Raw genomic sequence first — 25,565 nt, forward strand, 5'->3', positions numbered from 1 at the left:
TAGGAGTGAAAAATATGGGATTAACGGCTGGGATTGTTGGATTACCTAACGTAGGTAAGTCCACTTTATTTAATGCAATTACACAAGCAGGAGCAGAATCTGCGAACTATCCATTCTGTACAATCGATCCAAACGTAGGGATTGTAGAAGTACCAGATGAGCGTTTAAATAAATTAACGGAATTAGTAGAACCGAAAAAAACTGTTCCGACTGTATTTGAATTTACTGATATTGCAGGTATCGTAAAAGGTGCGAGTAAAGGTGAAGGGTTAGGAAATAAATTCTTATCTCACATTCGTCAAGTAGATGCAATTTGCCAAGTTGTTCGTTGTTTTGAAGATGAAAATATTACGCACGTTTCAGGAAAAGTAGATCCAATTGATGACATTGAAACAATTAACTTAGAACTAATCTTAGCGGATTTGGAATCTGTTGATAAGCGTATCGAACGAGTTGCGAAGTTAGCAAGACAAAAAGATAAAGAAGCTGTATATGAGCATGAAATTTTAGTTCGTTTAAAAGAAGCTTTTGAAGAGGGAAAACCAGCTCGTACTGTTGAATTTACAGAAGAGCAAATGAAGATTGTTAAAGGCCTGCATTTACTTACAACGAAAGAAATGCTATATGTAGCAAACGTAAGTGAAGATGATATTATGGATCCTTCCGACAATAAATATGTACAAATGGTAAAAGAATTTGCAACAAATGAAAATTCACAAGTAATTGTTGTATGTGCAAAAATAGAATCAGAAATTGCTGAGTTAGATGAGGAAGAGAAGAAAGTATTCCTTGAAGAACTAGGTATTGAAGAATCTGGTTTAGATCAATTAATTCGTGCTGCATATGACTTATTAGGACTTGCTACTTACTTCACAGCTGGTGTGCAAGAAGTACGTGCATGGACGTTTAAACAAGGTATGAAAGCACCACAATGTGCTGGTGTTATTCATACGGACTTTGAACGTGGATTTATTCGTGCGGAAACAGTTTCTTATACTGATTTAATGACAAATGGCTCTATGACAGCTGCAAAAGAAGCTGGTAAAGTACGTTTAGAAGGAAAAGAGTATATCGTAAAAGACGGAGATGTTATGCACTTCCGCTTTAACGTTTAATTTAATATTTCCTAGGAAAAATAAAGATATGAACTTGGCAAATATATTATGTGTTTGCCAAGTTTTTTACGTATTGGTGAGTTGATTCATATAACTTACTATGATATAATCTAAACTCGTGAGTAATTACTATAAATTAATTGCTCCTTGCCCATTATGGGCCGTTTAGACCAAAAGGAGGTGAAAGTGTAATGAGAAAGTACGAAATTATGTACATCATTCGTCCTGGCGTTGAAGAAGAAGCTCAAAAAGCTTTAGTTGAACGTTTCGCAGGTGTTTTAACAAACAATGGTGCAGAAATCATTAACACAAAAGAGTGGGGTAAGCGTCGTTTAGCTTACGAAATCAACGACTTACGTGAAGGTTTCTACATGATCTTAAACGTGAACTCTAACTCAGAGGCGATTAACGAATTCGACCGTTTAGCTAAGATCAACGAAGATATCCTTCGTCATATCGTTGTTAAAGAAGAAGAAAAATAATTGATATATAAGGGAGAGTGGTTCGATTGATGAATCGTGTTATCCTCGTTGGTCGTTTAACTAAGGACCCTGACTTACGTTACACGCCCAATGGTGTTGCAGTAGCTACTTTTACGTTAGCTGTGAATCGCGCATTTGCGAATCAACAAGGTGAGCGTGAAGCTGACTTTATTAATTGTGTAATATGGCGTAAACAAGCAGAAAACGTGGCAAATTATTTGAAAAAAGGTAGCTTAGCAGGCGTAGACGGACGTCTTCAAACTCGTAATTACGATGGACAAGATGGTAAACGTGTATATGTAACAGAAGTTCTTGCGGAGAGCGTACAATTTTTAGAGCCGCGTAATGGCGGTGGGGAGCAACGTGGTTCATTCAATCAGCAACCATCAGGAGCTGGTTTCGGTAACCAAAGCTCTAACCCATTTGGTCAATCTAGTAATTCAGGTAACCAAGGTAATCAAGGTAACTCTGGATTTACGAAGAATGACGATCCATTTTCGAATGTTGGTCAACCGATTGACATTTCGGACGACGATTTACCATTTTAATGGTGTGAATCGGCTATTTTTAACAAAGAATGGAGGGAATAGACATGGCAGGACGCAAAGGTGGACGTGCGAAGCGTCGTAAGGTGTGTTTCTTCACATCTAACGGCATCACTCGCATTGACTATAAAGATGTTGATTTATTAAAACGTTTCGTTTCTGAGCGCGGTAAAATTTTACCTCGTCGTGTAACAGGAACAAGCGCGAAATACCAACGCAAACTTACAGTTGCAATTAAACGTGCTCGTCAAATGGCACTTTTACCATATGTTGGTGAATAATAGCGTATGAAATGCACAGTAGAGTCGGACTCTACTGTGCATTTTGCTATGCTTTTCTTTTTGAAAGAGAGGTTAAAATGTGAAACAAGCAAGGTTTATTACCGAAGGCGCAGCGTTATTGGCTATATATGCAATGTTATTGCTCATATCTATGTATGTTCCGATTTTGGGTACAGTTGTAACATTTGTATTGCCGTTACCATTTATATTGTTAACGATAAAATATGGCGTACCTAATGCCTTTGTAGTTTTTACAGCAGCATTTTTCATTGCTGTTATTGTGGGTCAACCGATAGGTCTAGTAAAGACAATTATGTTTGGGTGTACGGGTATTGTTTTAGGATACATGTATAAAAAACAAAGAAAGCCGTTGGAAATTTTGATAGCAGGGACACTTGCATACTTAATCGGTATTATGCTCATTTATGTTGTGAGTATAAAATTTTTCAACATAGATTTAATACAGAAAATGCAAAATATGTTTAGTGAAAGTGTAGTACAAAGTGAAAAGATAGCAAATGCTGCTGGTATGCAGGTTAGTAAGAAACAAAAAAAATTATTCGCACAAATGAATGATATATTACAAACGATACTCCCGAGTATACTTGTAATGGTTTCTGTGTGTCTTTCTTGGATTACGGTTATGATATCAGGTAGTGTTTTGAAAAAGTTAAAGCATGAAGTAACACTTTGGCCTAAATTTAAAGACATACAATTGCCAAAGAGTATTATTTGGTATTACGTCATATTTATTTTGTTAGCAACTTTTATAAAGGTAGAACCAACATCATATTTACATATGGTATTTTCTAACCTATATGTAATCTTTGCACTATTGCTCGTACTGCAAGGTTTGACATTTATCGCCTTTTTAGCACATAGAAAAGGATTTACTAAAGGTGTTCCTATTATTAGTTTTATTGTCTGCATGTTTATTCCGATGATGTTTCCTCTTGTAACAATCTTAGGTATAATTGATTTAGGGATTTCATTGCGTTCTAAAATAGGGGAATAAAATAATATTCCTTACACTATTTTAATTTGTTTAACTAACTGGAAAGTGAGTTAGTTTTACTTTATAGGAGTTGTATACATGCCTGAATTTTATAAGAAACAGTGGTTTTTATATCCTGTTTACGTATTGGCATTTTTTGTATTCGTGCTAATTTCACTCCTCTGTTACTTTCATTTAATTATGGGGATATCAGCCTTTTTTATCTTTTGTATTGTACTTTTTTTCGTTATACGATTCGAACTTACTTTTCAAAGGAATTTTGAAAAACATACGACAGATATGATTACAAGGGTAAAGAAAGTGAGTAATGAAGCATTTAACCAAATGCCAATTGGTATTTTGTTATACAATAAGGATTATGGGATTGATTGGGCGAATCCTTATTTATCATCATGTTTGGGGCAGCATGCATTAGCTGGTTGGCACCTTTACGATGTATCAGAAACATTACTCCTTTTTATTAAGGGGGAAACTTCTGACGATATAGTTTCTTTAAATAATCGAAAGTTTCGTGTTTTTGTAAGGAAAGAAGAAAAACTAATTTATTTCTTTGATGTAACGGAACAAACAGAAATTGAAAAGATGTATGAAGATCAACGCACTGTTTTAGCTGTTATTTATTTAGATAACTATGATGAAGTTACACAAGGATTAGATGACCAATTACGTACGAATATAACAAGTCTTGTGACGTCACGTCTAAATGAATGGGCTGTTAAGTATGGTGCATATTTGAAACGTGCATCTTCAGAAAGATTCTTCGTTGTACTAAATGAAAGTATTTTAGCGCAAATGGAGAAAGGGAAATTTAGTATTTTGGATCAAGTGCGTGAAGAAACATCAAAAAGGAATATACCACTTACATTAAGTGTTGGTGTTGGCTCAGGTGATTTACCTTTATCAGAGCTTGGAGCGATGGCCCAATCTGGTTTAGACCTTGCATTAGGACGAGGAGGAGACCAAGTAGCTATTAAACAAGCAACGGGTAAAGTTAAGTTTTACGGTGGTAAGACGAATCCGGTTGAAAAGCGTACTCGTGTACGTGCTAGGGTTATTTCTCATGCATTAAAGGATTTAGTATTAGAAAGCAGTAATGTCATTATAATGGGGCATAGAGCTCCTGATATGGATGCGATTGGTGCAGCGATTGGTATTTTAAAGGTAGCTCAATTAAATGAGCGCAAAGGATATATTGTATTAGATGAAAATGATTCTGATAAAGGAATCAAACGTTTGATGGATAAAGTGAAACAAAATGAAGAGTTATGGTCACATTTTATTACACCAGGGCAAGCGATGGAATTTGCAAATGATGATTCATTACTTGTTGTTGTTGACACGCATAAACCTTCAATGGTGATGGAGGAAAAACTGTTACACAAGATTGAAAATGTAGTAGTTATTGACCATCATCGCCGCGGGGAAGATTTCATTGAAGATCCATTACTTGTTTATATGGAGCCATACGCTTCTTCAACGGCAGAGCTTGTTACAGAATTACTTGAGTATCAACCGAAAAATTTAAAGATGACAATGTTAGAAGCAACGGCATTGTTAGCTGGTATTATTGTTGATACAAAAAGTTTTACATTCCGTACAGGCGCTCGTACATTTGATGCCGCTTCTTATTTACGCTCGCATGGCGCAGACACTGTACTTGTACAAGAGCTTTTAAAAGAAGATATGGGTCAGTATTTACGAGTTGCAAAAGCCATTAAAAATGCGTACATTTATAAAAATGGAATTGCGATTGCTAAAGTTGATGGTGATGAATATTATGACCAAGTACTTATTGCACAATCAGCAGACACATTATTGACAATGACAGGTATCATTGCATCGTTTGTTATTGCAAAACGTGGAGAAAATTTCATTGGAATTAGTGGTAGATCTTTAGGTGAATTGAATGTACAGCTAATTATGGAGAATTTAGGAGGTGGCGGGCACTTAACAAATGCAGCCACACAAATGAAAAATGTTACAGTAGATGAAGCGGAGGAGAAGCTTCGATTTGTTATTGATGACTATTTACAGGGAGGCACACAATCATGAAAGTAATTTTTCTAAAAGACGTAAAAGGTAAAGGTAAAAAAGGAGAAATAAAAAACGTACCAGACGGTTATGCAAATAATTTCTTACTAAAACAGGGGTTAGCTGCCGAAGCGACAAACAGCAGTATGAAAACTTTAGATGCTCAAAAGCGCAAAGAGGAAAAAGATGCAGCAGCAGAAGTTGAGAATGCAAAAGAGCTGAAAGAAACATTAGAGAAATTAACTGTAGAAGTAAAGGCGAAATCTGGAGAAGGTGGCCGCTTATTTGGTTCTATCACGAGTAAACAAATTGTAGATGTAATGCAAAAGTCACACAAGATTAAACTTGATAAACGTAAATTTGAAATGGATGATGCAATCCGTGCATTAGGTTATACAAACGTCAATGTGAAATTGCATCCGCAAGTAACAGCAACAGTAAAAGTTCATGTTAGTGAACAATAAAAATAAATTAAGCAAGGAGGATTGCGCATGAGTGATGTAATGGCTGATCGTACCCCTCCGCATAATATAGAAGCTGAGCAGGCAGTCTTAGGTGCCATATTAATTGATCAGGATGCGTTAACGTCAGCATCGGAACTATTGGTACCTGACTCATTTTATCGAACGAAACATCAAAAGATTTTTGAAGTCATGCTTGGGTTGTCTGATAAGGGAGAACCAATTGACTTAGTAATAATGACATCAGCGATGGCTGATCAAGGATTACTAGAAGAAGTTGGTGGGGTTTCTTATCTAGCAGAGTTAGCAGAAGTTGTTCCAACAGCTGCTAACGTAGAATATTATGCACGCATCATCGCTGAAAAGGCACTTTTACGTCGTTTAATTCGAACGGCGACTCATATTGTATCGGATGGATACGAGCGAGAAGATGATGTGGATGGCCTCTTAAATGAGGCTGAGAAAAAAATATTAGAAGTATCTCACCAAACAAATGCAAAAGCATTCCAAAACATTAAAGATGTTCTTGTAGATGCTTATGATAAAATTGAACTTTTGCATAATCAAAAGGGTGAAGTTACCGGGATACCAACTGGATTTACTGAATTAGATAAGATGACCGCAGGTTTTCAGCGAAATGATTTAATCATCGTGGCGGCGCGTCCATCGGTAGGAAAAACTGCATTTTCACTAAATATCGCACAAAACGTAGCGACGAAAACTGATGAAAATGTAGCGATTTTTAGTTTAGAGATGGGCTCTGATCAGCTTGTTATGCGTATGCTTTGTGCAGAAGGAAATATTGATGCACAAAGACTTCGTACCGGTTCATTAACTTCTGATGATTGGGCGAAATTAACAATGGCGATGGGTAGCCTTTCTAATGCTGGTATATATATTGATGATACACCAGGGATTAAAGTAAATGAGATTCGAGCAAAATGTCGTAGATTAAAGCAAGAGCAAGGTCTTGGGATGGTTTTGATTGACTATTTACAGCTTATTCAAGGAAGTGGGAAATCAGGAGAAAACCGTCAGCAGGAAGTATCTGAGATTTCTCGTACATTAAAAGGGATTGCACGTGAATTGCAAGTACCTGTTATTGCCTTGTCGCAGTTATCTCGTGGTGTAGAATCTCGTCAAGATAAACGTCCGATGATGTCTGACATTCGTGAATCAGGAAGTATCGAGCAGGATGCTGACATTGTAGCCTTCCTATATCGTGAAGATTACTATGACCGTGAAACAGAAAATAAAAATACAATTGAAATTATCATTGCAAAACAACGTAATGGTCCGGTAGGTTCAGTAGAGCTTGCGTTTGTTAAGGAATTTAATAAATTCGTCAACTTAGAACGCCGCTTTGAGGATGGACATGCACCGCACGCATAAAGGCAGTATAAAAAAGAAACACATTTCTTATAATAAGATGTGTTTCTTTTTTTTTATATGAAAGATAGGGCTTTCATAAGATGAATATGTAATTCTTACGAACGAAAACGTTTTTTGATAAAAAAATGTTCGCTTTTTGGTTGACTTCTCTTTCTGTTTTGGTACAATTATATTGTTTGAATAGATCGTTTGAAAATTGCGGAGGTGCTTTAATAATGTCTTCAGTAGTAGTTGTAGGAACACAATGGGGCGACGAAGGAAAAGGTAAAATCACTGATTTTCTTTCTGAGCATGCGGAAGTAGTTGCAAGATATCAAGGTGGAAATAACGCGGGACATACAATTGTTTTCGGCGGAGTTAAATATAAATTACACTTAATTCCATCTGGTATTTTCTATAAAGAGAAAATTTGTGTAATCGGAAATGGCTTAGTAGTAGATCCGAAAGCATTACTTGAAGAGTTGAAATACTTACACGATCGTGGTGTAAGTACTGATAATTTACGTGTAAGTAACCGTGCGCACGTTATTTTACCTTATCACTTAAAACAAGATGAGTTAGAAGAAGCGAGTAAAGGTGATAACAAGATTGGTACAACGAAAAAAGGTATCGGTCCTGCATATATGGATAAAGCTGCTCGTATTGGTATCCGTATGGCTGATCTTTTAGACCGTGAAGCATTTAAAGAGAAGCTTGAGCGTAATTTAGTGGAGAAAAATCGTTTGTTTGAAAAAATGTACGATACAGAAGGTTTCAGCGTAGAAGAAATCTTTGAAGAGTACTTCGAATACGGACAACAAATCGCACATTACGTATGCGATACATCTGTCGTATTAAATGATGCACTAGATAACAATAATCGTGTATTATTTGAAGGTGCACAAGGTGTTATGCTTGATATCGACCACGGTACGTACCCGTTCGTTACATCTTCTAACCCAATTGCTGGTGGTGTAACAGTTGGAACTGGAGTTGGTCCTGCGAAAGTTACTCGCGTTGTAGGTGTATGTAAAGCATATACAAGCCGTGTTGGTGATGGTCCATTCCCTACTGAACTTAATGATGAAATCGGTCACCAAATTCGTGAAGTTGGTCGTGAATACGGAACAACAACGGGTCGTCCACGCCGTGTAGGTTGGTTCGATAGCGTTGTTGTAAGACATGCACGTCGTGTTAGTGGTTTAACAGATTTATCATTAAACTCTATCGATGTATTAACAGGTATTCCAACTGTTAAAATTTGTGTTGCTTACAAATGCGATGGCGAAGTTATCGATGAAGTTCCAGCTAACTTAAACATTTTAGCGAAATGTGAGCCTGTATATGAAGAGCTTCCAGGTTGGACAGAAGATGTTACTGCTGTGAAATCATTGGATGAGCTTCCTGAAAATGCAAGAAAATACGTAGAGCGTGTTTCTGAATTAACAGGAATCCAATTATCTATGTTCTCGGTTGGACCAGATCGTAATCAAACAAATATCGTTCGTAATGTATACGAAGCTTAATTGATATAAAAAATTGATTTTTTTAAGAAAAAACTCATATTTTTATGAGTTTTTTCTTATTTTTTATAAAAAAATAAAAAAGGGTATTGCAAAAATGAAAGATAGCATGTTATGATATGTCTTGTCGTCACGAAAATATGACGTTGGTGAGTATGAGCCATTAGCTCAGTTGGTAGAGCATCTGACTTTTAATCAGAGGGTCGAAGGTTCGAATCCTTCATGGCTCACCATTTTATTTTTCGTGGCCCGTTGGTCAAGTGGTTAAGACACCGCCCTTTCACGGCGGTAACACGGGTTCGAATCCCGTACGGGTCATGTTTTTTTTATGTTCATTTTTGGTCCCGTGGTGTAGTGGTTAACATGCCTGCCTGTCACGCAGGAGATCGCCGGTTCGACCCCGGTCGGGACCGCCACTTTTGTTTATACCACCATTAGTGGTTTTATATATAGTTTTGGCTCGGTAGCTCAGTCGGTAGAGCAGAGGACTGAAAATCCTCGTGTCGGCGGTTCGATTCCGTCCCGAGCCACTCTCAGGATATTAAGTGGGCCCACTTAATATCCTTTTTATTTTGTCCAGTTTTACAAATGTGGGTAGTTATTTTACAATAGAATGAGGAGCCTCTAGCAGTTGAAGCTAGAGGTTTTTCTATAGATCGTATAGGATTCTGTGTAAAAGTGGATGATACATGAGTCTATGAGAATAGAGGAGAAATACTTAGACTAAGATTGTTGTCATATAGGAACATACTATAGAAACACCAATATGTTTGAGGGTTATTGATCATATTTTTATAAGGAGGAAATAGACGATGATGGGAAAGAAAATTTTAGTAGTTGATGATGAAAAGCCAATTGCGGATATTTTGAAGTTCAACCTAGAAAAAGAAGGTTTTGAAATTGTAATGGCGCATGATGGTGATGAGGCGATTGAAAAAGCAAATGAAGAACAGCCAGATATGGTTTTATTAGATATTATGTTACCGGGAAAAGACGGTTTAGAGGTATGTCGTGAAATACGTAAAAGCTCAGAAATGCCAATTATTATGCTTACAGCAAAAGACTCTGAAATTGATAAAGTATTAGGGCTTGAGCTTGGGGCAGATGATTATGTAACGAAGCCATTTAGTACGAGGGAGTTACTTGCTCGTGTGAAAGCGAATTTACGTCGCCATCAGCAGGGTGGTGCTGCAGAGAAAGAAGAAAATACCGAAATGGTTATTGGACCAATCGTTATCAATTCGAACGCTTATAGTGTAACAAAGCGTGAAGAAAGCATTGAGCTTACACATCGTGAATTTGAATTACTACATTATTTAGCGAAGCATTTAGGTCAAGTTATGACTCGTGAACATTTATTACAAACAGTTTGGGGTTATGATTATTTTGGAGATGTACGTACAGTAGACGTAACAGTACGTCGTTTACGCGAAAAAATTGAAGATAATCCAAGTCATCCTACTTTAATTGTAACTAGACGTGGGGTAGGGTATTACATGCGTGACCCAGAACAGGAATAGTATATGAAGAAAGTTGGTTTTTTTCAATCTATTCATTTAAAATTTGTGCTCATATATATGCTGTTAATATTAATAGCAATGCAAGTAATTGGTGTATATTTCGTCAGGGAATTAGAAAAAAGCCTTGTAAAAGGCTTTCAAGATTCCTTAACGCAGCAAACAAATCTACTTTCTTATAACCTGAAGCAAGAGTTTGTAAAAGAACGTCCTAAAACAGAATCAGTAGATAAAGCTATTAATGATTCGATTCAAAAATTCGCATCAGATCGTAAGAAAGATATTCAAGAAGTAAGTGTAATTGATGCTACTAAAAAATTAATGGCAATTTCAGACGGGTCTAAGCAAAATAAGGTAGGAAGAACGTCAGCAGATACAGCTGTACAACGGGTAATGGTACAAAAGAAACCAGAGTCAAAGATTGAGAAAGATGGAAATACAGGTCATCGAGTTCAAGTTATGATTACCCCTATTCTAAAAGAGCCAGGCGGAGAGGTACTTGGTGTCATTCATATCGTTGCATCTATGGAAGATGTGTATAAACAAATGAAGGACATCAACCAAATTTTCGCAACGGGGACAGTAATTGCTTTATTAGTAACAGCTGTACTTGGAATTTTATTGGCTCAAACAATTACGAGACCAATTTCAGATATGCGAAGACAAGCAATTGAAATGGCGAAAGGAAATTATTCGCGAAAAGTAAAGGTGCATAGTCACGATGAGATTGGACAATTAGCATTATCTTTTAACAATTTATCTAAAAAATTACAACAAGCTCGTTCCTCCACAGAAAGTGAAAGACGAAAATTATCATCCGTTTTATCACATATGACAGATGGAGTAATTGCTACTGATCGAAAAGGGGATATCATTTTATTAAATGATCCTGCGGAAAAGATGTTAAATGTTTCGCGTGAAACGGCGCTAGATCAATCAGTGTTAGAAGTGCTAGGAATACAAGAAGAATTTACACTGGATCATTTATATGAAGAGCCTGATTCAGTTTTATTAGATTTTAGTACGAGAAATGAACCATATATTTTACGTGCTAGTTTCTCTGTTATTCAAAAAGAAACAGGGAAGGCAAATGGTTTAATTGCTGTATTATATGATGTAACAGAGCAGGAGCGGATAGAACAAGAGCGCCGTGAGTTTGTTGCGAACGTATCTCATGAGTTAAGAACGCCGTTAACAACGATGCGCAGTTACTTAGAAGCACTTACTGATGGAGCATGGCAAGATCCCAATATTGCACCGCAATTTTTAACAGTTACACAAGAAGAAACGGAAAGAATGATCAGGCTTGTAAATGCATTGTTACAACTATCTAAACTAGATAGTACAGAACATCGCTTAATGAAGGAATGGGTCGACTTTACTGATTTCTTTAATAACGTTATCGATCGTTTTGAAATGTCTAAAGAGCAAAATGTAAGCTTCAAACGATCTTTCTCTAAAAAATCTCGATTTATTGATATGGATACAGACAAAATTACACAAGTTTTATATAACATTATTTCCAATGCACTAAAATATTCGCCAGAAGGTGGTACAGTAACATATCGCCTACGTGACCGCGGGGAGTTATTAGAGATTAGTGTGAGTGATCAAGGAATGGGAATTCCGAAAGAAAATGTAGATAAAATATTTGAACGTTTTTATCGTGTAGATAAAGCGCGTTCGAGACAAATGGGTGGTACAGGTCTTGGGTTAGCCATTGCGAAAGAAATGATTGAGGCACATGGCGGCTCGGTTTGGGCGAAAAGTGAGGAAGGAAAAGGGACAACTATTTATTTCACATTGCCAATGGCGACAGATGAAGAGGACGATTGGGAATGAGTATGGAAAACTTTAAAACGATAGTTCTAATTAATTTGGTTGTCATTAGTCTATTTCTTACTTTTAACTTGTGGACATATGTTCCTGATTCTACTTCTATGCAAAATACAAAGTTCGTTCAAGGTAACGAAGAGATAAATACGATAAAGATTTCGGAGGTTGTTCGCCCATCCTCTGTCGTTATTCATAAAGAGAAAAATCATTATGTAAGCGAAAAGAAGGAAAATGTGGATTCGATCTATAAAATTCTTGAAAACGGAGAATTACATAATTTCGAGGAAATAACGGGGACAGTCCCTAAAGGTGATTTTCTGTCTTATGTACACGGAGAAGAAAAAATTGAATTTGTTTTTCCTACAAATATCCCGTTAGATACGATTAAAAATATGTTTAATATTAAAGATAAAAACATAGAAAGTAACAGGAGTTTTAATCGTATTATAATTGATCCTTCTAGAAGTAAGGACCAAGAAATTAAAGTTAGCTTTGTTTCCTATGATACTCCTCATAAAATATATCAAGCAACATTGAGTGGTGCTTATATAAAGGATATTATAAATGCTCAAAATCAACTTATAACAGTAGCAAGACCATATTTTGAGTATCAAATAAATGATACAAAAAAACTTTTTTTACCAGAGGGGATTACGGAATTAAGTAAGGCAGAGTATATTACAGCTAAACTAGAAGTGGATCCATTTAAAAATGCTTTATTTAGTGATCCACGTTATTTAAGTCCTATTTCTGAGAAAACAAAGGAAACATTTACAGATGGCATCCGTTCTATGGAAATTGATAAGTCGGATGCAATGTTGAAATATAAAAATTCCGCTGTACATGGTGATAAATCTACGGATAATGCGGTAATTTTACAAAAAAGTTTTGACTTTGTAAGTGGGCATAGTGGATCCTTGAAGTCCTATCGTTTTGATTATATTAATGGGAGGAAAACTTCATTCCGTTTATATGAGGATGGTTTGCCTGTATTTAATGCAAATGGAATAGCGGAATTAAAACAAGTATGGGGTTCAGGTGAAATTATGCAGTATGAAAGACCCTTTTTTGAGTTCAGTATTACTTTGCCTAGTAAACAACAAACAACTTCTCTCGCATCAGGTCGTACAGTGATGACATCACTAGAGAATAATCCAGAAATTGATAAAAAATCAATTCAGGATGTTGGTATTGGTTATAAAATGTCATTGGAACCGTCCATCAGTGATGTGAGAATCGCTGTCTTACAGCCGATATGGTATGTAAAATGTGAAGAAGATGGTAAGCAACAAATATATGAGTGGAGTGAGGGGGGACTAAATGGATTGGGATCGAATTAAGACCATATTTATTGTGACCTTTTTTGTTTTAGACCTCTTTCTTATCTTTCAGTTCATTCAAAAGCAAGATAGTAATCAATTAGAACTTGTGACGGAAACGAAAATTGATCAACAATTAAAAGCTGAAAAAATTACTATGGGAAATTTTCCTAAAGAACCGAAAAAAGAGTCATTTATAATGGCGAAAAATAAGGGTTTCAAAGAAGAAGATGTGGAATCTTTAAAAAATCAGACAGCGCATGTGCAAGACGAATATCAAATAGAGGGTAAATTAAAAGAGCCTTTTTTAAATACAAAATCATTGTCAAAAGATAAGTATAATGAGTTTTTGAAAAATTATGTGCTGGATGGACAAAAATATGAGTTTGGAGCAATAAAGGACTCAAAAATTTACTTCTTTCAAAAGTATAAAGATAAACCAATCTTCTACAATAATCGTGCGATGATTGTTGTAGATTTAAATGAAAAAAATGAGCTTATTTCATATACACAAACAATGTTAACGGATTTGAAGGAAATGGGCGAAAGCGAAAAGACGAAAGAACAAGAAATTATTACTGCTCAAACAGCTTTAGAAAATATATATTTGAAAAATAAAATTGCAGAAAATACGCACGTGAAAGAGGCGCAGATTGGATATGCGACTCTTGCGGAGTCTTCTTCTAATATACAAGTGCTTGCTCCAACATGGAACTTAAAGACAGAACAAAAAAAGGATTTTTTTGTGAATGCAATTGAAGGACAAGTTATGGAATTAGGGGAAACTCAAGTGCCGGAAGAACATAATGGAGTGAGAAAGAATGAGCATGCATTTTAGTGTACTTGCAAGTGGAAGTACAGGGAATATGCTATATGTAGGAACAGATGAAAAAAAACTGCTTGTCGATGCAGGTTTAAGTGGTAAAGCGACAGAGGCTTTATTTAAACAAGCTGAACTGAATATAAATGACATATCAGGTATTCTTGTAACACATGAGCATAGTGATCACATTAAAGGATTAGGTGTATTGGCGCGTAAATATGATTTACCTGTTTATGCGAACGAGAAAACATGGAATGCAATGGAACATTTAATAGGTAATATCCCAACTGATCAAAAATTCATTTTCTCAGTAGGAGACGTGAAAACATTTGGGGATATTGAAGTTGAATCATTTGGTGTTTCTCATGATGCGGCGGAACCGATGTTTTACGCTTTTCATAACAATAATAGAAAGTTAGCTCTTATTACAGATACGGGCTACGTAAGTGACCGTATGAAAGGTGTTATTAAGGGAGCAAATGCTTTCGTGTTTGAAAGCAATCATGATGTGGAAATGCTTCGTATGGGACGCTATCCATGGAGCATTAAGCGACGTATTTTAAGCGACGTTGGCCACGTTTGTAATGAGGACGCTGCATTAGCGATGGCTGATGTTATTACAGATGAGACAAAACACATTTATTTAGCACATTTAAGCTTAGATAATAACATGAAAGAATTAGCGCGTATGTCTGTATCACAAGTATTAGAAGAAAAAGGTTTTGGGGTTGGAAAATCCTTTGAAATACATGATACAGATCAAAAAGTGCCTACGAAAATTCAATACGTATAATTCTTCATTTTAGTAAACAATAAAGGTGAATATAGTTGTTTTCAGGAAGATAGGTGAACAAATATGTCCTTTATTGATGAAGAAAAATATCGTATTAAACGTGCAGGGAAAAAGAAACATAAAGGTATTGTCATTTCTAGTATAGCGGGGACAATTGTAGGGGCTTCATTATTTGCATTTGGAGCTCCTTTATTTTCAAATCATGCAGGTAAGCTTCCGCAAGCTGAAGCAAGTGAAAAAAATATGGCTGAAGCTCAAAGTGGAAATGTTCCTGTTAAACAGATTAGCTTTGTAGACGCTGTTGATCGTGCTTCAGAGGCTGTTGTTGGTGTTATTAATATTCAACGAGACAATTTTTCAGAGGCTGATTCGGAAGCTGGTACAGGCTCTGGTGTGATTTATAAGAGAACAGATGGACATGCGTATATTGTAACGAATAACCACGTTGTTGCTGGGGCGAATCGTATTGAAGTGAGCTTAAGTGACGGTAAGAAAATTCCAGGTAAAGTATTAGGAACCGATGTAGTCACGGACTTAGCTGTACTAGAAATAGATGCGAAGCATGTGAAGAAAGTGATTGAAATTGGCGACTCTAATACCGTTCGTAGAGGAGAACCAGTTATTGCGATTGGAAATCCACTGGGGTTACAATTTTCCGGAACTGTCACACAAGGTATTATTTCGGCTAATGAGCGTATTGTTCCTGTAGATTTAGATCAAGATGGACATTACGATTGGCAAGTAGAAGTATTGCAAACAGATGCGGCAATTAATCCAGGTAATAGTGGTGGAGCGCTTGTAAATGTAGCGGGACAATTAATAGGTATTAACTCAATGAAAATTGCAGCAAAAGAAGTAGAAGGAATTGGACTAGCTATTCCAGTTACGAGAGCTGTTCCTATTATGAATGAACTAGAAAAGTACGGTAAAGTAAGAAGACCTTACGTTGGGATTGAACTAAGGTCATTAAATGAGATTCCGAGTTACTATTGGTCAAAAACATTACACTTACCAGGTAACGTAACAGAAGGAGTCTGCATTTTAGATGTGAAAAGTCCTTCGCCAGGTACGGATGCGGGTCTTAGAGAACATGATGTTATTGTGGCGGTAGATGGAAAAGCGGTGCACGATATTATTGGGTTCCGCACGGCCTTATATAATAAAAAAATTAATGATAAAATGACTCTTACGTTTTATCGTGGTACAAAACGAGCGACAACAACGGTGAAATTAGGCATTCAAAAGTATTAAAAACAGGAGGGTCTACCTCCTGTTTTCTATTGTAGAAAAGTGAGGTGAAGAATATGAATTTACCTTGTTGTTTAGAACATGTTGAATTAGCATTAGATATCATTGTGGATGAGTGTGAAGTTGCACCGGTTATTAACAATGTGGATAACTCTAAAGAAGAGAAAAAAACATGTGAATTTTGTCAAAATGAGGCGACATATGTTGTATCGAACACAGATTCTCACACAATATGTGGGTAACATTTGTGGATATGTGGATAAGTCCTGTGGATAACGTGTTTGTAAGGTGGGGAATAAATGTGAATATCTCGATTATTTCAATCGGAAAATTAAAAGAAAAATACTTAAAACAAGGTATAGCAGAATACTTAAAACGATTATCTTCTTACGCAAAAGTAGAAGTAATTGAATTGCCAGATGAAAAGGCACCAGAAAATTTAAGTGCAGCAGAAATGTTAATTGTAAAAGAAAAAGAAGGTATTCGTATACTGGATAAAATTTCTGATGATACGCATGTCATTGCGTTAGCTATAGAAGGAAAACAAAAATCATCAGAAGAATTTGCGGTAAGTATAGATCGCCTTGCTACATATGGAAAGAGCAAGATCACATTTGTAATTGGTGGATCACTGGGGCTTAGTTCTGAAGTAATGAAGCGTTCAAACGAATCTCTTTCTTTTTCGAAGATGACATTACCACATCAATTAATGCGATTAGTATTGCTTGAGCAGGTGTATAGAGCGTTTCGGATTAATCGTGGTGAACCGTATCATAAATAAATTTTTCATTTGTATATAAAGAGTAAAAAAGACCATTGGACAAAAATCACCGATGGTCTTTTAAACATTAATAGATGGTATGTAGATTTCCTAAAATAAGTATGTTTCTATTTCTAAAAAAATATGCTGTAATATGAAGAGGGAAAAAGTATAAGTAGTCATAGAAGTGAGGAATTAAAGGTGAAGAAGTTTAAGAAGTTTTACTTGGAGATTACGAGTGTATGTAATCTTGCGTGCAGCTTTTGTCCGCCGACGGAAAGGCAGAAGCAATTCATTTCTGTAGAGGATTTTGCTAAAAGATTAGACCAAATTAAACCTCACACAGACTACATTTATTTGCACGTGAAGGGTGAGCCGTTGCTCCATCCGAAAATAGATCAACTATTAGATTTAAGCCATGAAAAAGGGTTTAAAGTTAATATTACAACGAACGGAACGTTAATTAATAAGAGAAGGCATAGACTGTTAAATAAGCCAGCTCTAAGACAAATGAATTTTTCACTGCACAGTTTTGATGGACACCCAGGTTCGCAAGATAAAGAGGGCTATGTAAGGAGTATACTTTCTTTCATTAGAGAGGCAACAAGTCAATCGGACTTAATCGTTTCACTAAGATTATGGAATTTAACTCAGGATAATAAAACAAATGCTGAAATCCAAAAAAATAGGGATTTATTATCTATAATTGAAAATGAGTTTGATCTATCTTATCAAATTGAAGAGAAGCTTACACCGGGAAAAGGTATAAAAATTGCGGAACGTGTCTTTATTAATCAAGACTATGAATTCCAGTGGCCGGCATTGCATGAAGAAGAGGATGATGGAAAAGGATTCTGTCATGGTCTTCGAAATCAGGCTGGAATCTTAGCGAACGGAACGGTTATTCCTTGTTGTCTAGATGGTGAGGGAATTATTAATCTTGGAAATATTAATAATGATTCATTCTCTAATATTATTGAAGGCGAAAGAGCGAACAATATTGTAGATGGATTTTCAAAAAGGGTTGCAGTAGAAGAACTATGTAGAAAGTGCGGATACCGCAAAAGATTTGGAAAGTAAATATAGAATAAGCCCTCATAAAGCGAGGGCTTATTTTTATTCTTGATAAGAACGTTCTAATTCATCAATTAAGGAACCGACGTAAGAAACGGCTTTACGGATTGCATCTGGTTTTGACATGTCTACTCCAGCGTGTTTCATTAATTCAAGTGGTTTCATTGTACCGCCTGCACGGAGTACATCAAGCCAGCGATCAACAGCAGGTTGTCCCTCTTCTTTAATCATTTGAGCTACAGCGGTAGAAGCAGTTAGTCCCGCAGAATATGTGTAAGAATATAAGCCCATATAATAGTGAGGTTGACGCATCCATGTTAAACCGGCGCCTTCATCAATTTCTACGGAATCTCCCCAGAATATCGAAAGGACCTTCGTTTTTATTTCAGTTAAAGTTGTAGCTGTGAGTGCTTGCCCTTCTTCTGCTAGAGCGTATACTCTTCTTTGATATTCTCCCTCAAGTAGATGGGTAACGAAGTTGTGGTAATATGTGCCGAGTAGTTGCAGAATAACCCATCTGCGCATTCTCTTATCTTCAGTAGTCGCAAGTAAATGCTGGGCTAATAGTAATTCATTCATCGTTGATGGAGCTTCAACGAAGTACATAGATGGACGCACATTCATAATACGCTGATTTTTATTTGCTAAATAAAAATGACCAGCATGTCCAAATTCATGAGCTAATGTGAAACACCCGCGCATCGTACCCTGCCATGTAATTAAAATATAAGGGTGAGAACCGTATGGGCTAGAGCAGAAGGCACCTGTTGATTTTCCTACGTTATCTGCAAGGTCTACCCATCTTTCTTTGAAGCCCTTTTCGATAATGGAACTATATTCATTTCCTAATACTTTTAAAGAATCTTGAATGAGTTTGCCAGCTTCTTCGTAAGTGATTGTTGGATTAAATTCAGGATCTAACGGTGCATGTAAGTCACAGAAAAGCATTTGATCAAGCCCTAATACATTCTTTTTTAAATCTGCAAAACGGCGCATATGAGGCGCTAATTCGTTATAAATAATATCTAGTTGGTTGTTAAACATTTCAAGTGGAACCTTTTGAGGTTCTAAAAGCATATGGGTAACGGACTCGTACTTGCGCAAACGAGAAAGCGCCACTTGTTTTTTTACTTCAGTAGCATATGTTGTTGCAACTGTATTTTTATATCGTTTCAATGTGGAAACAAATGATGAATATGCTTTTTTACGTATATATGCGCTTGGAGAAAATTCATATTTGCTTTCGAATAATGCAAACGATACAGGCAAATCATTTCCCTGTTCATCTTGTATAGAAGGGAAATCCATATCGGCTAATTTAGTCATGCCGTAAATTTTGTAGGGTGAACTATGAACTTCGCCGAGTGCAGCAAGAGCTTCTTCTGTTTCAGGAGAGAGTGTGTGCTGCCTCTTTTTGAGTATCTCTAGTAATGATTTACGGAAAGGTTCAAGTTTTATTTCCTCAGTTAAATATTTTTCAATTATTCCCTCCTCAAATGAGAGAATTTCGTTATGAATAAAGGATAGTGCGGTATGTACATTCGTTCCTAGAGCGGAAATTTTGGAAGAGTTCGCTTGAATAACTGAATCTGTACGATCAGCGGATTCTTTTAAATTTGCATATGCGCCGAGTTTTGTTAACTTCATTAAAAGCTCTTCTTCTAAAAGTAGGCAATTTAATAAGGTAGCGGGGCTAGTGTGTAATTGTCCTTTAAATGCATCAAGTTTTTTTATATCGTCTGTTAATACACGTAATGCAGTTTCCCACTCTTTATCAGATTCGTATAAATCAGAAAGGTCCCATGTCAATTCAGTAGAGACTTCCGCGCGAATAAGGCGTTTCTCAATTACATTTTTCATTTGTTATATCCCCCTTATTATAAGTATCTAAAAACATGATACTAGAAAATTCAGTGAAATGAAAATATTTTACATTTTTATACATGAAAAAGAAGGACAAGCATAAAAAATGCTTGTCCTTCTAGTTAAATTTATAAATTAATATACTTTGTCACCGTTGAAAATAGAGTTTTTCACGACTACATAATCTACAGTACGAATTGCGTCTAATTTTGTTCCACCAGCGTAAGAGATAGAAGATTGAAGATCTTGTTCCATTTCGATTAAAGTGTCTTCTAAAGAACCTTTATGCTCAACGAACATTTTCTTACCTTCAACGTTTTTCTTCTCACCTTTTTGGAATTCAGAAGCTGAACCGAAGTACTCTTTATAAAGTTTGCCATCTTTTTCGATTGTTTCCCCTGGAGACTCTTCATGACCTGCGAATAGAGAACCGACCATAACCATAGTTGCTCCAAATCGAATTGATTTAGCTACGTCGCCATGTGTACGAATACCACCGTCAGCGATAATTGGCTTACTTGCAGCTTTTGCACACCAGCGAAGTGCAGCTAGCTGCCAACCGCCAGTTCCAAAGCCTGTTTTAATTTTAGTAATACAAACTTTACCAGGTCCAATGCCAACTTTTGTTGCATCAGCACCAGCGTTTTCTAATTCTCTTACCGCTTCTGGAGTTCCAACGTTTCCAGCGATAACGAAGCTTTCTGGTAAATGTTTTTTAATATGTTGAATCATGTTGATCACAGCGTTAGAGTGACCATGTGCGATATCGATTGTAATGTATTCAGGTGAAAGTTGCTCAGCAGCTAATTGTTGTACGAATTCGTACTCGTCTTCTTTAACACCAACGCTGATTGAAGCAATTAATCCACGTGATTGCATATCTCTAATGAATGAAATTCGTTTCTCTGGTTGGAAACGATGCATGATATAGAAGTAATTATTTTCAGCTAAATAAGTTGCGATTCTTTCATCAATAATCGTTTGCATATTTGCAGGTACGACAGGTAATTTAAATTTATGTTTTCCTAAAGTGACAGTTGTATCACATTCAGATCGGCTATTCACAATACATTTTGCAGGAATTAATTGAATGTCTTCATAATCAAATACGTTTTCCATCGTTTACACCCCTAAAATACGAATATTTTACATAGTTTACTTAAGAACGTTCGTCCAAGTGATAATTTACAGTATTTTTAGTAATAAGTCAAAGGTTTTAATGTTTAATTTTAAAAAATAAAGCTTATTTAATATTTTTGGATTTATATGGCTATAATGTATTTTAATATGTAATCGATTACTGTAGAATTATGTAGGGAGAATAATAGAGAAATATATTAATTTAGGGGAGATTTTATGGGACGATTAGTGTATATGGATTGGCTACGTGTATTAGCGACAATTGCGGTCGTTACAATTCACGTTGCTGCTGGTTATGTTTCTACGTTAGATTCAAATAACGTGTCGCGTTGGCTGGCTGGTAATTTTTACGACTCTTTTTCGCGTGCTAGTGTACCAATTTTTGTAATGATTAGTGGAGCCCTATTATTAAAGGGAACAAAAGATACTTCTATTGGGGAATTTTTAAAGAAACGTGCAAGTAAAGTGATTATACCTTTTATAGGTTGGAGTGCTATATTTTACATCTATGGGGCTTGCATAGGATATTTTCCGGCTTCTTTAAAGCAAGGGATAAAGTACTTTTTAACAAATAGTATCGGGTTACATCTATGGTTCTTATATATGATTGTAGGAATATATTTAATCGCACCTTTACTGAAAGTATTTGTGAAAAATGCTAAGAAGAGAGAGATAGAATATTTTTTAATTTTATGGCTATATGCATCTGTAATAGTTAAACTAGTAAACTATTATTATCCTATCAACTTTAATATTGAATTATTTTATGTTACAAATTATGTAGGATATTTTCTACTTGGTTATTACTTATCAAATTATGATATTGCGAAAAAATGGCGGAATATTTCTTATATTGGGGGAGTTGTAGGATGTATTGGTACATTCTTTATGACATACCATTATACATTGAAAGCAAATGGACAGCTGGATCAATATTGGTATGAATATTTTGCGCCAGGTGTTGTACTTATGGCAATTGGGTTATTTGTCTTTTTTAAATATGCTTTCCAAAATTCAGAAAGGCAATTGCCATTTTTATTACGCGGCATAAACCAAGCAAGTCTTGGGATTTATATTCTTCACTTTTTCTTATTAAATAATTATCTATACATAGTCATTCCAAAGGTGAATGCACATGTACATGCAATATTGGCAATACCTATAAATGTAATTATTACACTTGTCCTTAGTATGTTAATAACTTTAGTATTGCAAAGAATACCGGTTGTAAAAAGGCTAGTTCCGTAAATTAAAAATCTGAAAATAAAATATTTTTCGTTATGTAGGTGGACAGGCTTATTATTAAGACTGTCCTTTTTTATGTTGTTTTAAAAAACAATATAAAAAGAGTTATACTTAGGTTAAGTTGATATTTTAGCGAATTAAAAATATTAGTTTGATATATCCTCTTAGTATAATTAAATGTAGGGGAATAAAAAATATAATTATTAAATACAGAATAAAATGAGGTTATTACATGAGTAAAAGAAGTTTTACCGATTATGCATTAAGTAAAGAAATTGTAAGAGCACTTACTGGTTTAGGATATGAACATCCAACGGAAGTGCAAGGAGAGGTTATTCCAGTTGCCTTGCAAAAGAAAGACCTTGTCGTGAAATCACAGACTGGAAGTGGAAAAACCGCTTCATTTGGCATACCACTTTGTGAAATGGTGGAGTGGGAAGAGAATAAGCCACAAGCTTTAGTTTTAACACCGACGAGAGAGCTTGCGGTACAAGTAAAAGAAGATATTACGAATATAGGCCGCTTCAAAAGAATTAAGGCTGCTGCAGTTTATGGTAAATCTCCATTTGCACGTCAAAAATTAGAGTTAAAGCAAAAAACACATATTGTAGTTGGGACTCCTGGCCGTGTGTTAGATCATATTGAAAAAGGTACTCTTTCTTTAGCGTGTTTGAAGTATTTAGTTATTGATGAAGCAGACGAGATGCTGAATATGGGCTTTATCGATCAAGTAGAGGCAATTATTGACGAGTTACCTACAAAACGAATGACAATGTTATTTTCAGCAACACTTCCAGAAGATGTTGAAAAGTTATCTCGTAAGTATATGGATTCGGCAACGCATATTGAAATTAAGGCTGCTGGGATTACAACAGATAAAATTGAACATACACTTTTTGAGACGAGAGAAGAGGAGAAGCTTTCACTTCTTAAAGATGTAACAACGATTGAGAATCCAGATAGCTGTATTATTTTTTGCCGTACACAAGAAAATGTAGATCACGTATTTAAACAATTAGATCGCGTTAACTATCCTTGTGACAAAATACATGGTGGTATGGTACAAGAAGATCGTTTTGAAGTTATGGACGATTTTAGAAAAGGAAAGTTCCGTTATTTAGTAGCGACAGACGTAGCAGCTAGAGGAATTGATATTGATAATATTACACATGTTATTAACTATGATATTCCATTAGAAAAAGAAAGTTATGTACATCGTACGGGAAGAACGGGACGAGCTGGTAATAACGGGAAAGCTATTACATTCATGACGCCGTATGAAAATAGATTTTTAGAAGAGATTGAGGAGTACATTGGCTTTGAAATTCCAAAGGCACTTGCACCTTCAAAAGAAGAAGTTATGAAAGGGAAAGCAGTATTTGAGGAAAAGATACATGCTAAACCAATTATAAAGAAAGATAAAAATGCAGACCTAAACAAAGGAATTATGAAATTGTACTTTAATGGCGGGAAGAAAAAGAAAATTAGGGCGGTAGATTTCGTCGGTACAATTGCTAAAATTAAAGGTGTTACAGCAGAAGATATAGGAATTATTACGATACAAGACAATGTTTCTTACGTTGAAATATTAAATGGAAAAGGACCATTTGTTTTAAAAATTATGAAAAACACAACGATTAAAGGGAAACAATTAAAGGTTCATGAAGCAATTAAGTAAACAAAAAAACTATCCACCTCTAACAGGTGGATAGTTTTTTTGTTTAAGTTTCTTTGAGGTCATCAACTAGTTTCTCTGCTAAACGTCTATACATATTACTCATAGTCACGAAGGATGTTAGTAATAAAAACTTTTCTAGCTTTGGATCTTCTAAGGAAGAAACCTCGTTTACTTCCTTAACACGGTTCTTCACGTCTTGCTTAAAGCTTTCCACATTGGTGTCAGTAAGAGAAAGGTAATCTTTATATAGAGTATTTAATTCGAATGTATCATCGTTTATTAACGGTGCATTTATATTTTCTAAGGAGCTTTTTATATCATTAATGGAAAGAGCTCCTTTTAATTGATAAATTAAGCTGATTAAAATCATATGTTCTTTTGAATACTTTTTATTTTTGATAGGGATGAATAATTTCCCTTTTGCGTAATTGTTAATCATTGTTTTTGTTAATACTTTTTCATCATCAGTTCTCGTTGTATCCGCATAAGTATTCTCAAATAGTTGGACAACTTGGTCTACATATAAGTCGACATTTGGGATATCCTCAAGTTTAATACTTTTTTCTAAATGTAATGATTCAAGTAATTTATTTATATTTTCCACGTAGAACCCCTCACTTTTATAACTTAGTGGAACTTAATGTTTAGTATATCTTTAAATATGGTATTACGAAACAAATGAATTGTAAATGTTGACCCGCACGGATAATATGTATATAATTACATGTAGTTATGAAAACTACATGTAATTATATGAGGGGTGTTTATATGAATATTTATGTAAGAGAACCGGTTAATGCATTTACTCACTTAGGAGGAGCTGTATTATCATTTATTGCATTATTAGCTATGCTTGTGAAAGTTTCTGTTAAGATGCCATCTGTTGCTGCAATTACAGCTGTTATTTTATTCGGTATCGGGATGATGGTCCTTTATATGGCATCAGCTGTGTATCATAGTGTCGTAGCCAGTGAACGTGTTATTTATTTCTTTAGGAAGCTAGATCATTCTATGATTTTCATATTAATTGCAGGTACATATGCACCCTTTTGCTTAATTACATTAAATTCGGCAAATGGTTTACTATTATTTTGTTTAGTTTATGCAACGGCAATTTGTGGTATTGCTTTTAAAATGTTTTGGTTTAATTGTCCAAGATGGTTATCGACAGCAATTTATCTTCTGATGGGTTGGTTAATTGTTCTATTCTTTGCACCGCTAGCTGAGAATCTAAGTACAGGAGGTATTATTTTCTTAGTACTTGGAGGCATTTTTTATACAATTGGTGGGTTTATTTACGGTGCGAAGCCAAAATGGTTGGAGTTTAAATATATGGGACACCATGAAATTTTTCATGTTTTTGTATTGTTAGGTAGTCTTGCACATTTTCTAAGTGTATATTGTTACGTAATTTGATCAAAAAACGCCACGCGATGTCTGTTATG

General features: G+C 35.5%; 24 protein-coding genes and 4 tRNA genes. 25 read left to right on the forward strand and 3 right to left on the reverse strand.

The annotated features are described in order from the left end of the window. Positions 1-14 precede the first annotated feature (14 nt). From ychF to B5P40_RS02395, 22 genes are all read left to right on the forward strand, one after another. On the forward strand, positions 15-1,115 hold the full coding sequence (ychF, locus tag B5P40_RS02290) for a redox-regulated ATPase YchF (protein WP_002159666.1): 1,101 nt from the start codon (positions 15-17) through the stop codon (positions 1,113-1,115). 191 nt (positions 1,116-1,306) lie between these two features. Continuing rightward, a complete protein-coding gene (rpsF, locus tag B5P40_RS02295; RefSeq protein ID WP_001233782.1) occupies positions 1,307-1,597 on the forward strand; it encodes a 30S ribosomal protein S6 in 291 nt (96 codons plus the stop codon). Positions 1,598-1,623: 26 nt separating this feature from the next. Beyond that, complete coding sequence (gene ssb / locus B5P40_RS02300) at positions 1,624-2,145, forward strand: single-stranded DNA-binding protein (RefSeq protein WP_000981963.1); 522 nt, start codon at positions 1,624-1,626, stop codon at positions 2,143-2,145. 44 nt (positions 2,146-2,189) lie between these two features. Further along, positions 2,190-2,423, forward strand: a complete 234-nt coding sequence (gene rpsR / locus B5P40_RS02305) for a 30S ribosomal protein S18 (protein WP_000918874.1) — start codon at positions 2,190-2,192, stop codon at positions 2,421-2,423. 79 nt (positions 2,424-2,502) lie between these two features. Continuing rightward, on the forward strand, positions 2,503-3,438 hold the full coding sequence (locus B5P40_RS02310) for a YybS family protein (RefSeq protein WP_113708783.1): 936 nt from the start codon (positions 2,503-2,505) through the stop codon (positions 3,436-3,438). Positions 3,439-3,516: 78 nt separating this feature from the next. Further along, positions 3,517-5,490, forward strand: coding sequence for a DHH family phosphoesterase (locus B5P40_RS02315; RefSeq protein ID WP_002016460.1), 1,974 nt, complete (start codon positions 3,517-3,519; stop codon positions 5,488-5,490). Beyond that, a complete protein-coding gene (gene rplI, locus B5P40_RS02320; protein WP_002130186.1) occupies positions 5,487-5,933 on the forward strand; it encodes a 50S ribosomal protein L9 in 447 nt (148 codons plus the stop codon). The genes B5P40_RS02315 and rplI overlap by 4 nt, the downstream gene beginning before the upstream one ends. Positions 5,934-5,960: 27 nt before the next feature. Next, entirely contained in the window at positions 5,961-7,322 is a 1,362-nt protein-coding gene (gene dnaB / locus B5P40_RS02325) for a replicative DNA helicase (protein WP_002016457.1), read from the forward strand. 215 nt (positions 7,323-7,537) lie between these two features. Continuing rightward, on the forward strand, positions 7,538-8,827 hold the full coding sequence (locus B5P40_RS02330; protein WP_060750783.1) for an adenylosuccinate synthase: 1,290 nt from the start codon (positions 7,538-7,540) through the stop codon (positions 8,825-8,827). Between the two features lie 154 nt (positions 8,828-8,981). Beyond that, positions 8,982-9,057: transfer RNA gene (locus tag B5P40_RS02335), tRNA-Lys, on the forward strand. 13 nt (positions 9,058-9,070) lie between these two features. Next, positions 9,071-9,142: transfer RNA gene (locus tag B5P40_RS02340), tRNA-Glu, on the forward strand. Between the two features lie 22 nt (positions 9,143-9,164). Further along, a tRNA-Asp gene (locus B5P40_RS02345) sits at positions 9,165-9,240 on the forward strand. 41 nt (positions 9,241-9,281) lie between these two features. Further along, positions 9,282-9,354: transfer RNA gene (locus B5P40_RS02350), tRNA-Phe, on the forward strand. A gap of 282 nt (positions 9,355-9,636) precedes the next feature. Next, a complete protein-coding gene (gene walR / locus B5P40_RS02355; protein WP_113708784.1) occupies positions 9,637-10,344 on the forward strand; it encodes a cell wall metabolism DNA-binding response regulator WalR in 708 nt (235 codons plus the stop codon). Between the two features lie 3 nt (positions 10,345-10,347). Next, the gene (gene walK, locus B5P40_RS02360) at positions 10,348-12,183 is read left to right on the forward strand and encodes a cell wall metabolism sensor histidine kinase WalK (RefSeq protein WP_002130184.1); all 1,836 of its coding nucleotides are present in this window, start codon (positions 10,348-10,350) and stop codon (positions 12,181-12,183) included. Next, positions 12,180-13,517 carry a YycH family regulatory protein gene (locus B5P40_RS02365; RefSeq protein ID WP_002143957.1) on the forward strand — a complete coding sequence of 446 codons (1,338 nt, stop codon included), beginning with the start codon at positions 12,180-12,182 and terminating at the stop codon, positions 13,515-13,517. Before walK ends, B5P40_RS02365 begins: the two co-directional genes overlap by 4 nt. Further along, complete coding sequence (locus tag B5P40_RS02370) at positions 13,498-14,334, forward strand: two-component system regulatory protein YycI (protein ID WP_002130182.1); 837 nt, start codon at positions 13,498-13,500, stop codon at positions 14,332-14,334. Before B5P40_RS02365 ends, B5P40_RS02370 begins: the two co-directional genes overlap by 20 nt. Further along, positions 14,318-15,112 (forward strand): MBL fold metallo-hydrolase, encoded by a 795-nt coding sequence (locus B5P40_RS02375; RefSeq protein ID WP_002167283.1) that lies wholly within the window; start codon positions 14,318-14,320, stop codon positions 15,110-15,112. Before B5P40_RS02370 ends, B5P40_RS02375 begins: the two co-directional genes overlap by 17 nt. 63 nt (positions 15,113-15,175) lie before the next feature. Beyond that, a complete protein-coding gene (locus tag B5P40_RS02380; RefSeq protein WP_002035000.1) occupies positions 15,176-16,363 on the forward strand; it encodes a S1C family serine protease in 1,188 nt (395 codons plus the stop codon). Between the two features lie 53 nt (positions 16,364-16,416). Then, complete coding sequence (locus B5P40_RS02385; protein ID WP_002035001.1) at positions 16,417-16,602, forward strand: CxxH/CxxC protein; 186 nt, start codon at positions 16,417-16,419, stop codon at positions 16,600-16,602. A 59-nt stretch (positions 16,603-16,661) separates the two neighbouring features. Next, complete coding sequence (rlmH, locus tag B5P40_RS02390) at positions 16,662-17,141, forward strand: 23S rRNA (pseudouridine(1915)-N(3))-methyltransferase RlmH (RefSeq protein ID WP_002130178.1); 480 nt, start codon at positions 16,662-16,664, stop codon at positions 17,139-17,141. Between the two features lie 180 nt (positions 17,142-17,321). After that, positions 17,322-18,200: a radical SAM/SPASM domain-containing protein gene (locus B5P40_RS02395; RefSeq protein ID WP_002016446.1), complete on the forward strand. Its 879-nt coding sequence runs from the start codon at positions 17,322-17,324 to the stop codon at positions 18,198-18,200. A gap of 36 nt (positions 18,201-18,236) precedes the next feature. Here the strand turns inward: B5P40_RS02395 and pepF are convergent, their stop codons facing one another. Together pepF and guaC are read right to left on the reverse strand one after the other, a co-directional pair. Then, positions 18,237-20,054 carry an oligoendopeptidase F gene (gene pepF / locus B5P40_RS02400; RefSeq protein ID WP_113708785.1) on the reverse strand — a complete coding sequence of 606 codons (1,818 nt, stop codon included), beginning with the start codon at positions 20,052-20,054 and terminating at the stop codon, positions 18,237-18,239. 138 nt (positions 20,055-20,192) lie between these two features. After that, positions 20,193-21,176: a GMP reductase gene (gene guaC, locus B5P40_RS02405; protein WP_002068771.1), complete on the reverse strand. Its 984-nt coding sequence runs from the start codon at positions 21,174-21,176 to the stop codon at positions 20,193-20,195. 237 nt (positions 21,177-21,413) lie between these two features. On the opposite strand from guaC, the gene B5P40_RS02410 reads away from it, so the two are divergent. Beyond that, positions 21,414-22,445, forward strand: coding sequence for an acyltransferase (locus B5P40_RS02410; protein ID WP_113708786.1), 1,032 nt, complete (start codon positions 21,414-21,416; stop codon positions 22,443-22,445). A gap of 229 nt (positions 22,446-22,674) precedes the next feature. Beyond that, entirely contained in the window at positions 22,675-24,120 is a 1,446-nt protein-coding gene (locus tag B5P40_RS02415; protein ID WP_113708787.1) for a DEAD/DEAH box helicase, read from the forward strand. A 43-nt stretch (positions 24,121-24,163) separates the two neighbouring features. Here B5P40_RS02415 and B5P40_RS02420 read toward each other — a convergent pair whose 3' ends face one another. After that, positions 24,164-24,724, reverse strand: coding sequence for a DUF1836 domain-containing protein (locus tag B5P40_RS02420; RefSeq protein WP_113708788.1), 561 nt, complete (start codon positions 24,722-24,724; stop codon positions 24,164-24,166). Between the two features lie 164 nt (positions 24,725-24,888). On the opposite strand from B5P40_RS02420, the gene trhA reads away from it, so the two are divergent. After that, positions 24,889-25,536, forward strand: coding sequence for a PAQR family membrane homeostasis protein TrhA (gene trhA / locus B5P40_RS02425; protein WP_002184447.1), 648 nt, complete (start codon positions 24,889-24,891; stop codon positions 25,534-25,536). Positions 25,537-25,565 lie beyond the last annotated feature (29 nt).

Origin of the sequence: Bacillus sp. SRB_8 (assembly GCF_003264205.1) — a bacterium.
Classification (GTDB): Bacteria; Bacillota; Bacilli; order Bacillales; family Bacillaceae_G; genus Bacillus_A; species Bacillus_A mycoides.

Bases quoted from the DNA above. Each gene is read 5' to 3' on its own strand.
- ychF (WP_002159666.1), top strand. From the start codon at position 15: ATGGGATTAACGGCTGGGATTGTTGGATTACCTAACGTAGGTAAGTCC.
- rpsF (WP_001233782.1), top strand. From the start codon at position 1,307: ATGAGAAAGTACGAAATTATGTACATCATTCGTCCTGGCGTTGAAGAA.
- rpsR (WP_000918874.1), top strand. From the start codon at position 2,190: ATGGCAGGACGCAAAGGTGGACGTGCGAAGCGTCGTAAGGTGTGTTTC.
- B5P40_RS02315 (WP_002016460.1), top strand. From the start codon at position 3,517: ATGCCTGAATTTTATAAGAAACAGTGGTTTTTATATCCTGTTTACGTA.
- rplI (WP_002130186.1), top strand. From the start codon at position 5,487: ATGAAAGTAATTTTTCTAAAAGACGTAAAAGGTAAAGGTAAAAAAGGA.
- dnaB (WP_002016457.1), top strand. From the start codon at position 5,961: ATGAGTGATGTAATGGCTGATCGTACCCCTCCGCATAATATAGAAGCT.
- B5P40_RS02330 (WP_060750783.1), top strand. From the start codon at position 7,538: ATGTCTTCAGTAGTAGTTGTAGGAACACAATGGGGCGACGAAGGAAAA.
- walR (WP_113708784.1), top strand. From the start codon at position 9,637: ATGATGGGAAAGAAAATTTTAGTAGTTGATGATGAAAAGCCAATTGCG.
- walK (WP_002130184.1), top strand. From the start codon at position 10,348: ATGAAGAAAGTTGGTTTTTTTCAATCTATTCATTTAAAATTTGTGCTC.
- B5P40_RS02365 (WP_002143957.1), top strand. From the start codon at position 12,180: ATGAGTATGGAAAACTTTAAAACGATAGTTCTAATTAATTTGGTTGTC.
- B5P40_RS02370 (WP_002130182.1), top strand. From the start codon at position 13,498: ATGGATTGGGATCGAATTAAGACCATATTTATTGTGACCTTTTTTGTT.
- B5P40_RS02375 (WP_002167283.1), top strand. From the start codon at position 14,318: ATGAGCATGCATTTTAGTGTACTTGCAAGTGGAAGTACAGGGAATATG.
- B5P40_RS02380 (WP_002035000.1), top strand. From the start codon at position 15,176: ATGTCCTTTATTGATGAAGAAAAATATCGTATTAAACGTGCAGGGAAA.
- B5P40_RS02385 (WP_002035001.1), top strand. From the start codon at position 16,417: ATGAATTTACCTTGTTGTTTAGAACATGTTGAATTAGCATTAGATATC.
- pepF (WP_113708785.1), bottom strand. From the start codon at position 20,054: ATGAAAAATGTAATTGAGAAACGCCTTATTCGCGCGGAAGTCTCTACT.
- guaC (WP_002068771.1), bottom strand. From the start codon at position 21,176: ATGGAAAACGTATTTGATTATGAAGACATTCAATTAATTCCTGCAAAA.
- B5P40_RS02410 (WP_113708786.1), top strand. From the start codon at position 21,414: ATGGGACGATTAGTGTATATGGATTGGCTACGTGTATTAGCGACAATT.
- B5P40_RS02415 (WP_113708787.1), top strand. From the start codon at position 22,675: ATGAGTAAAAGAAGTTTTACCGATTATGCATTAAGTAAAGAAATTGTA.
- trhA (WP_002184447.1), top strand. From the start codon at position 24,889: ATGAATATTTATGTAAGAGAACCGGTTAATGCATTTACTCACTTAGGA.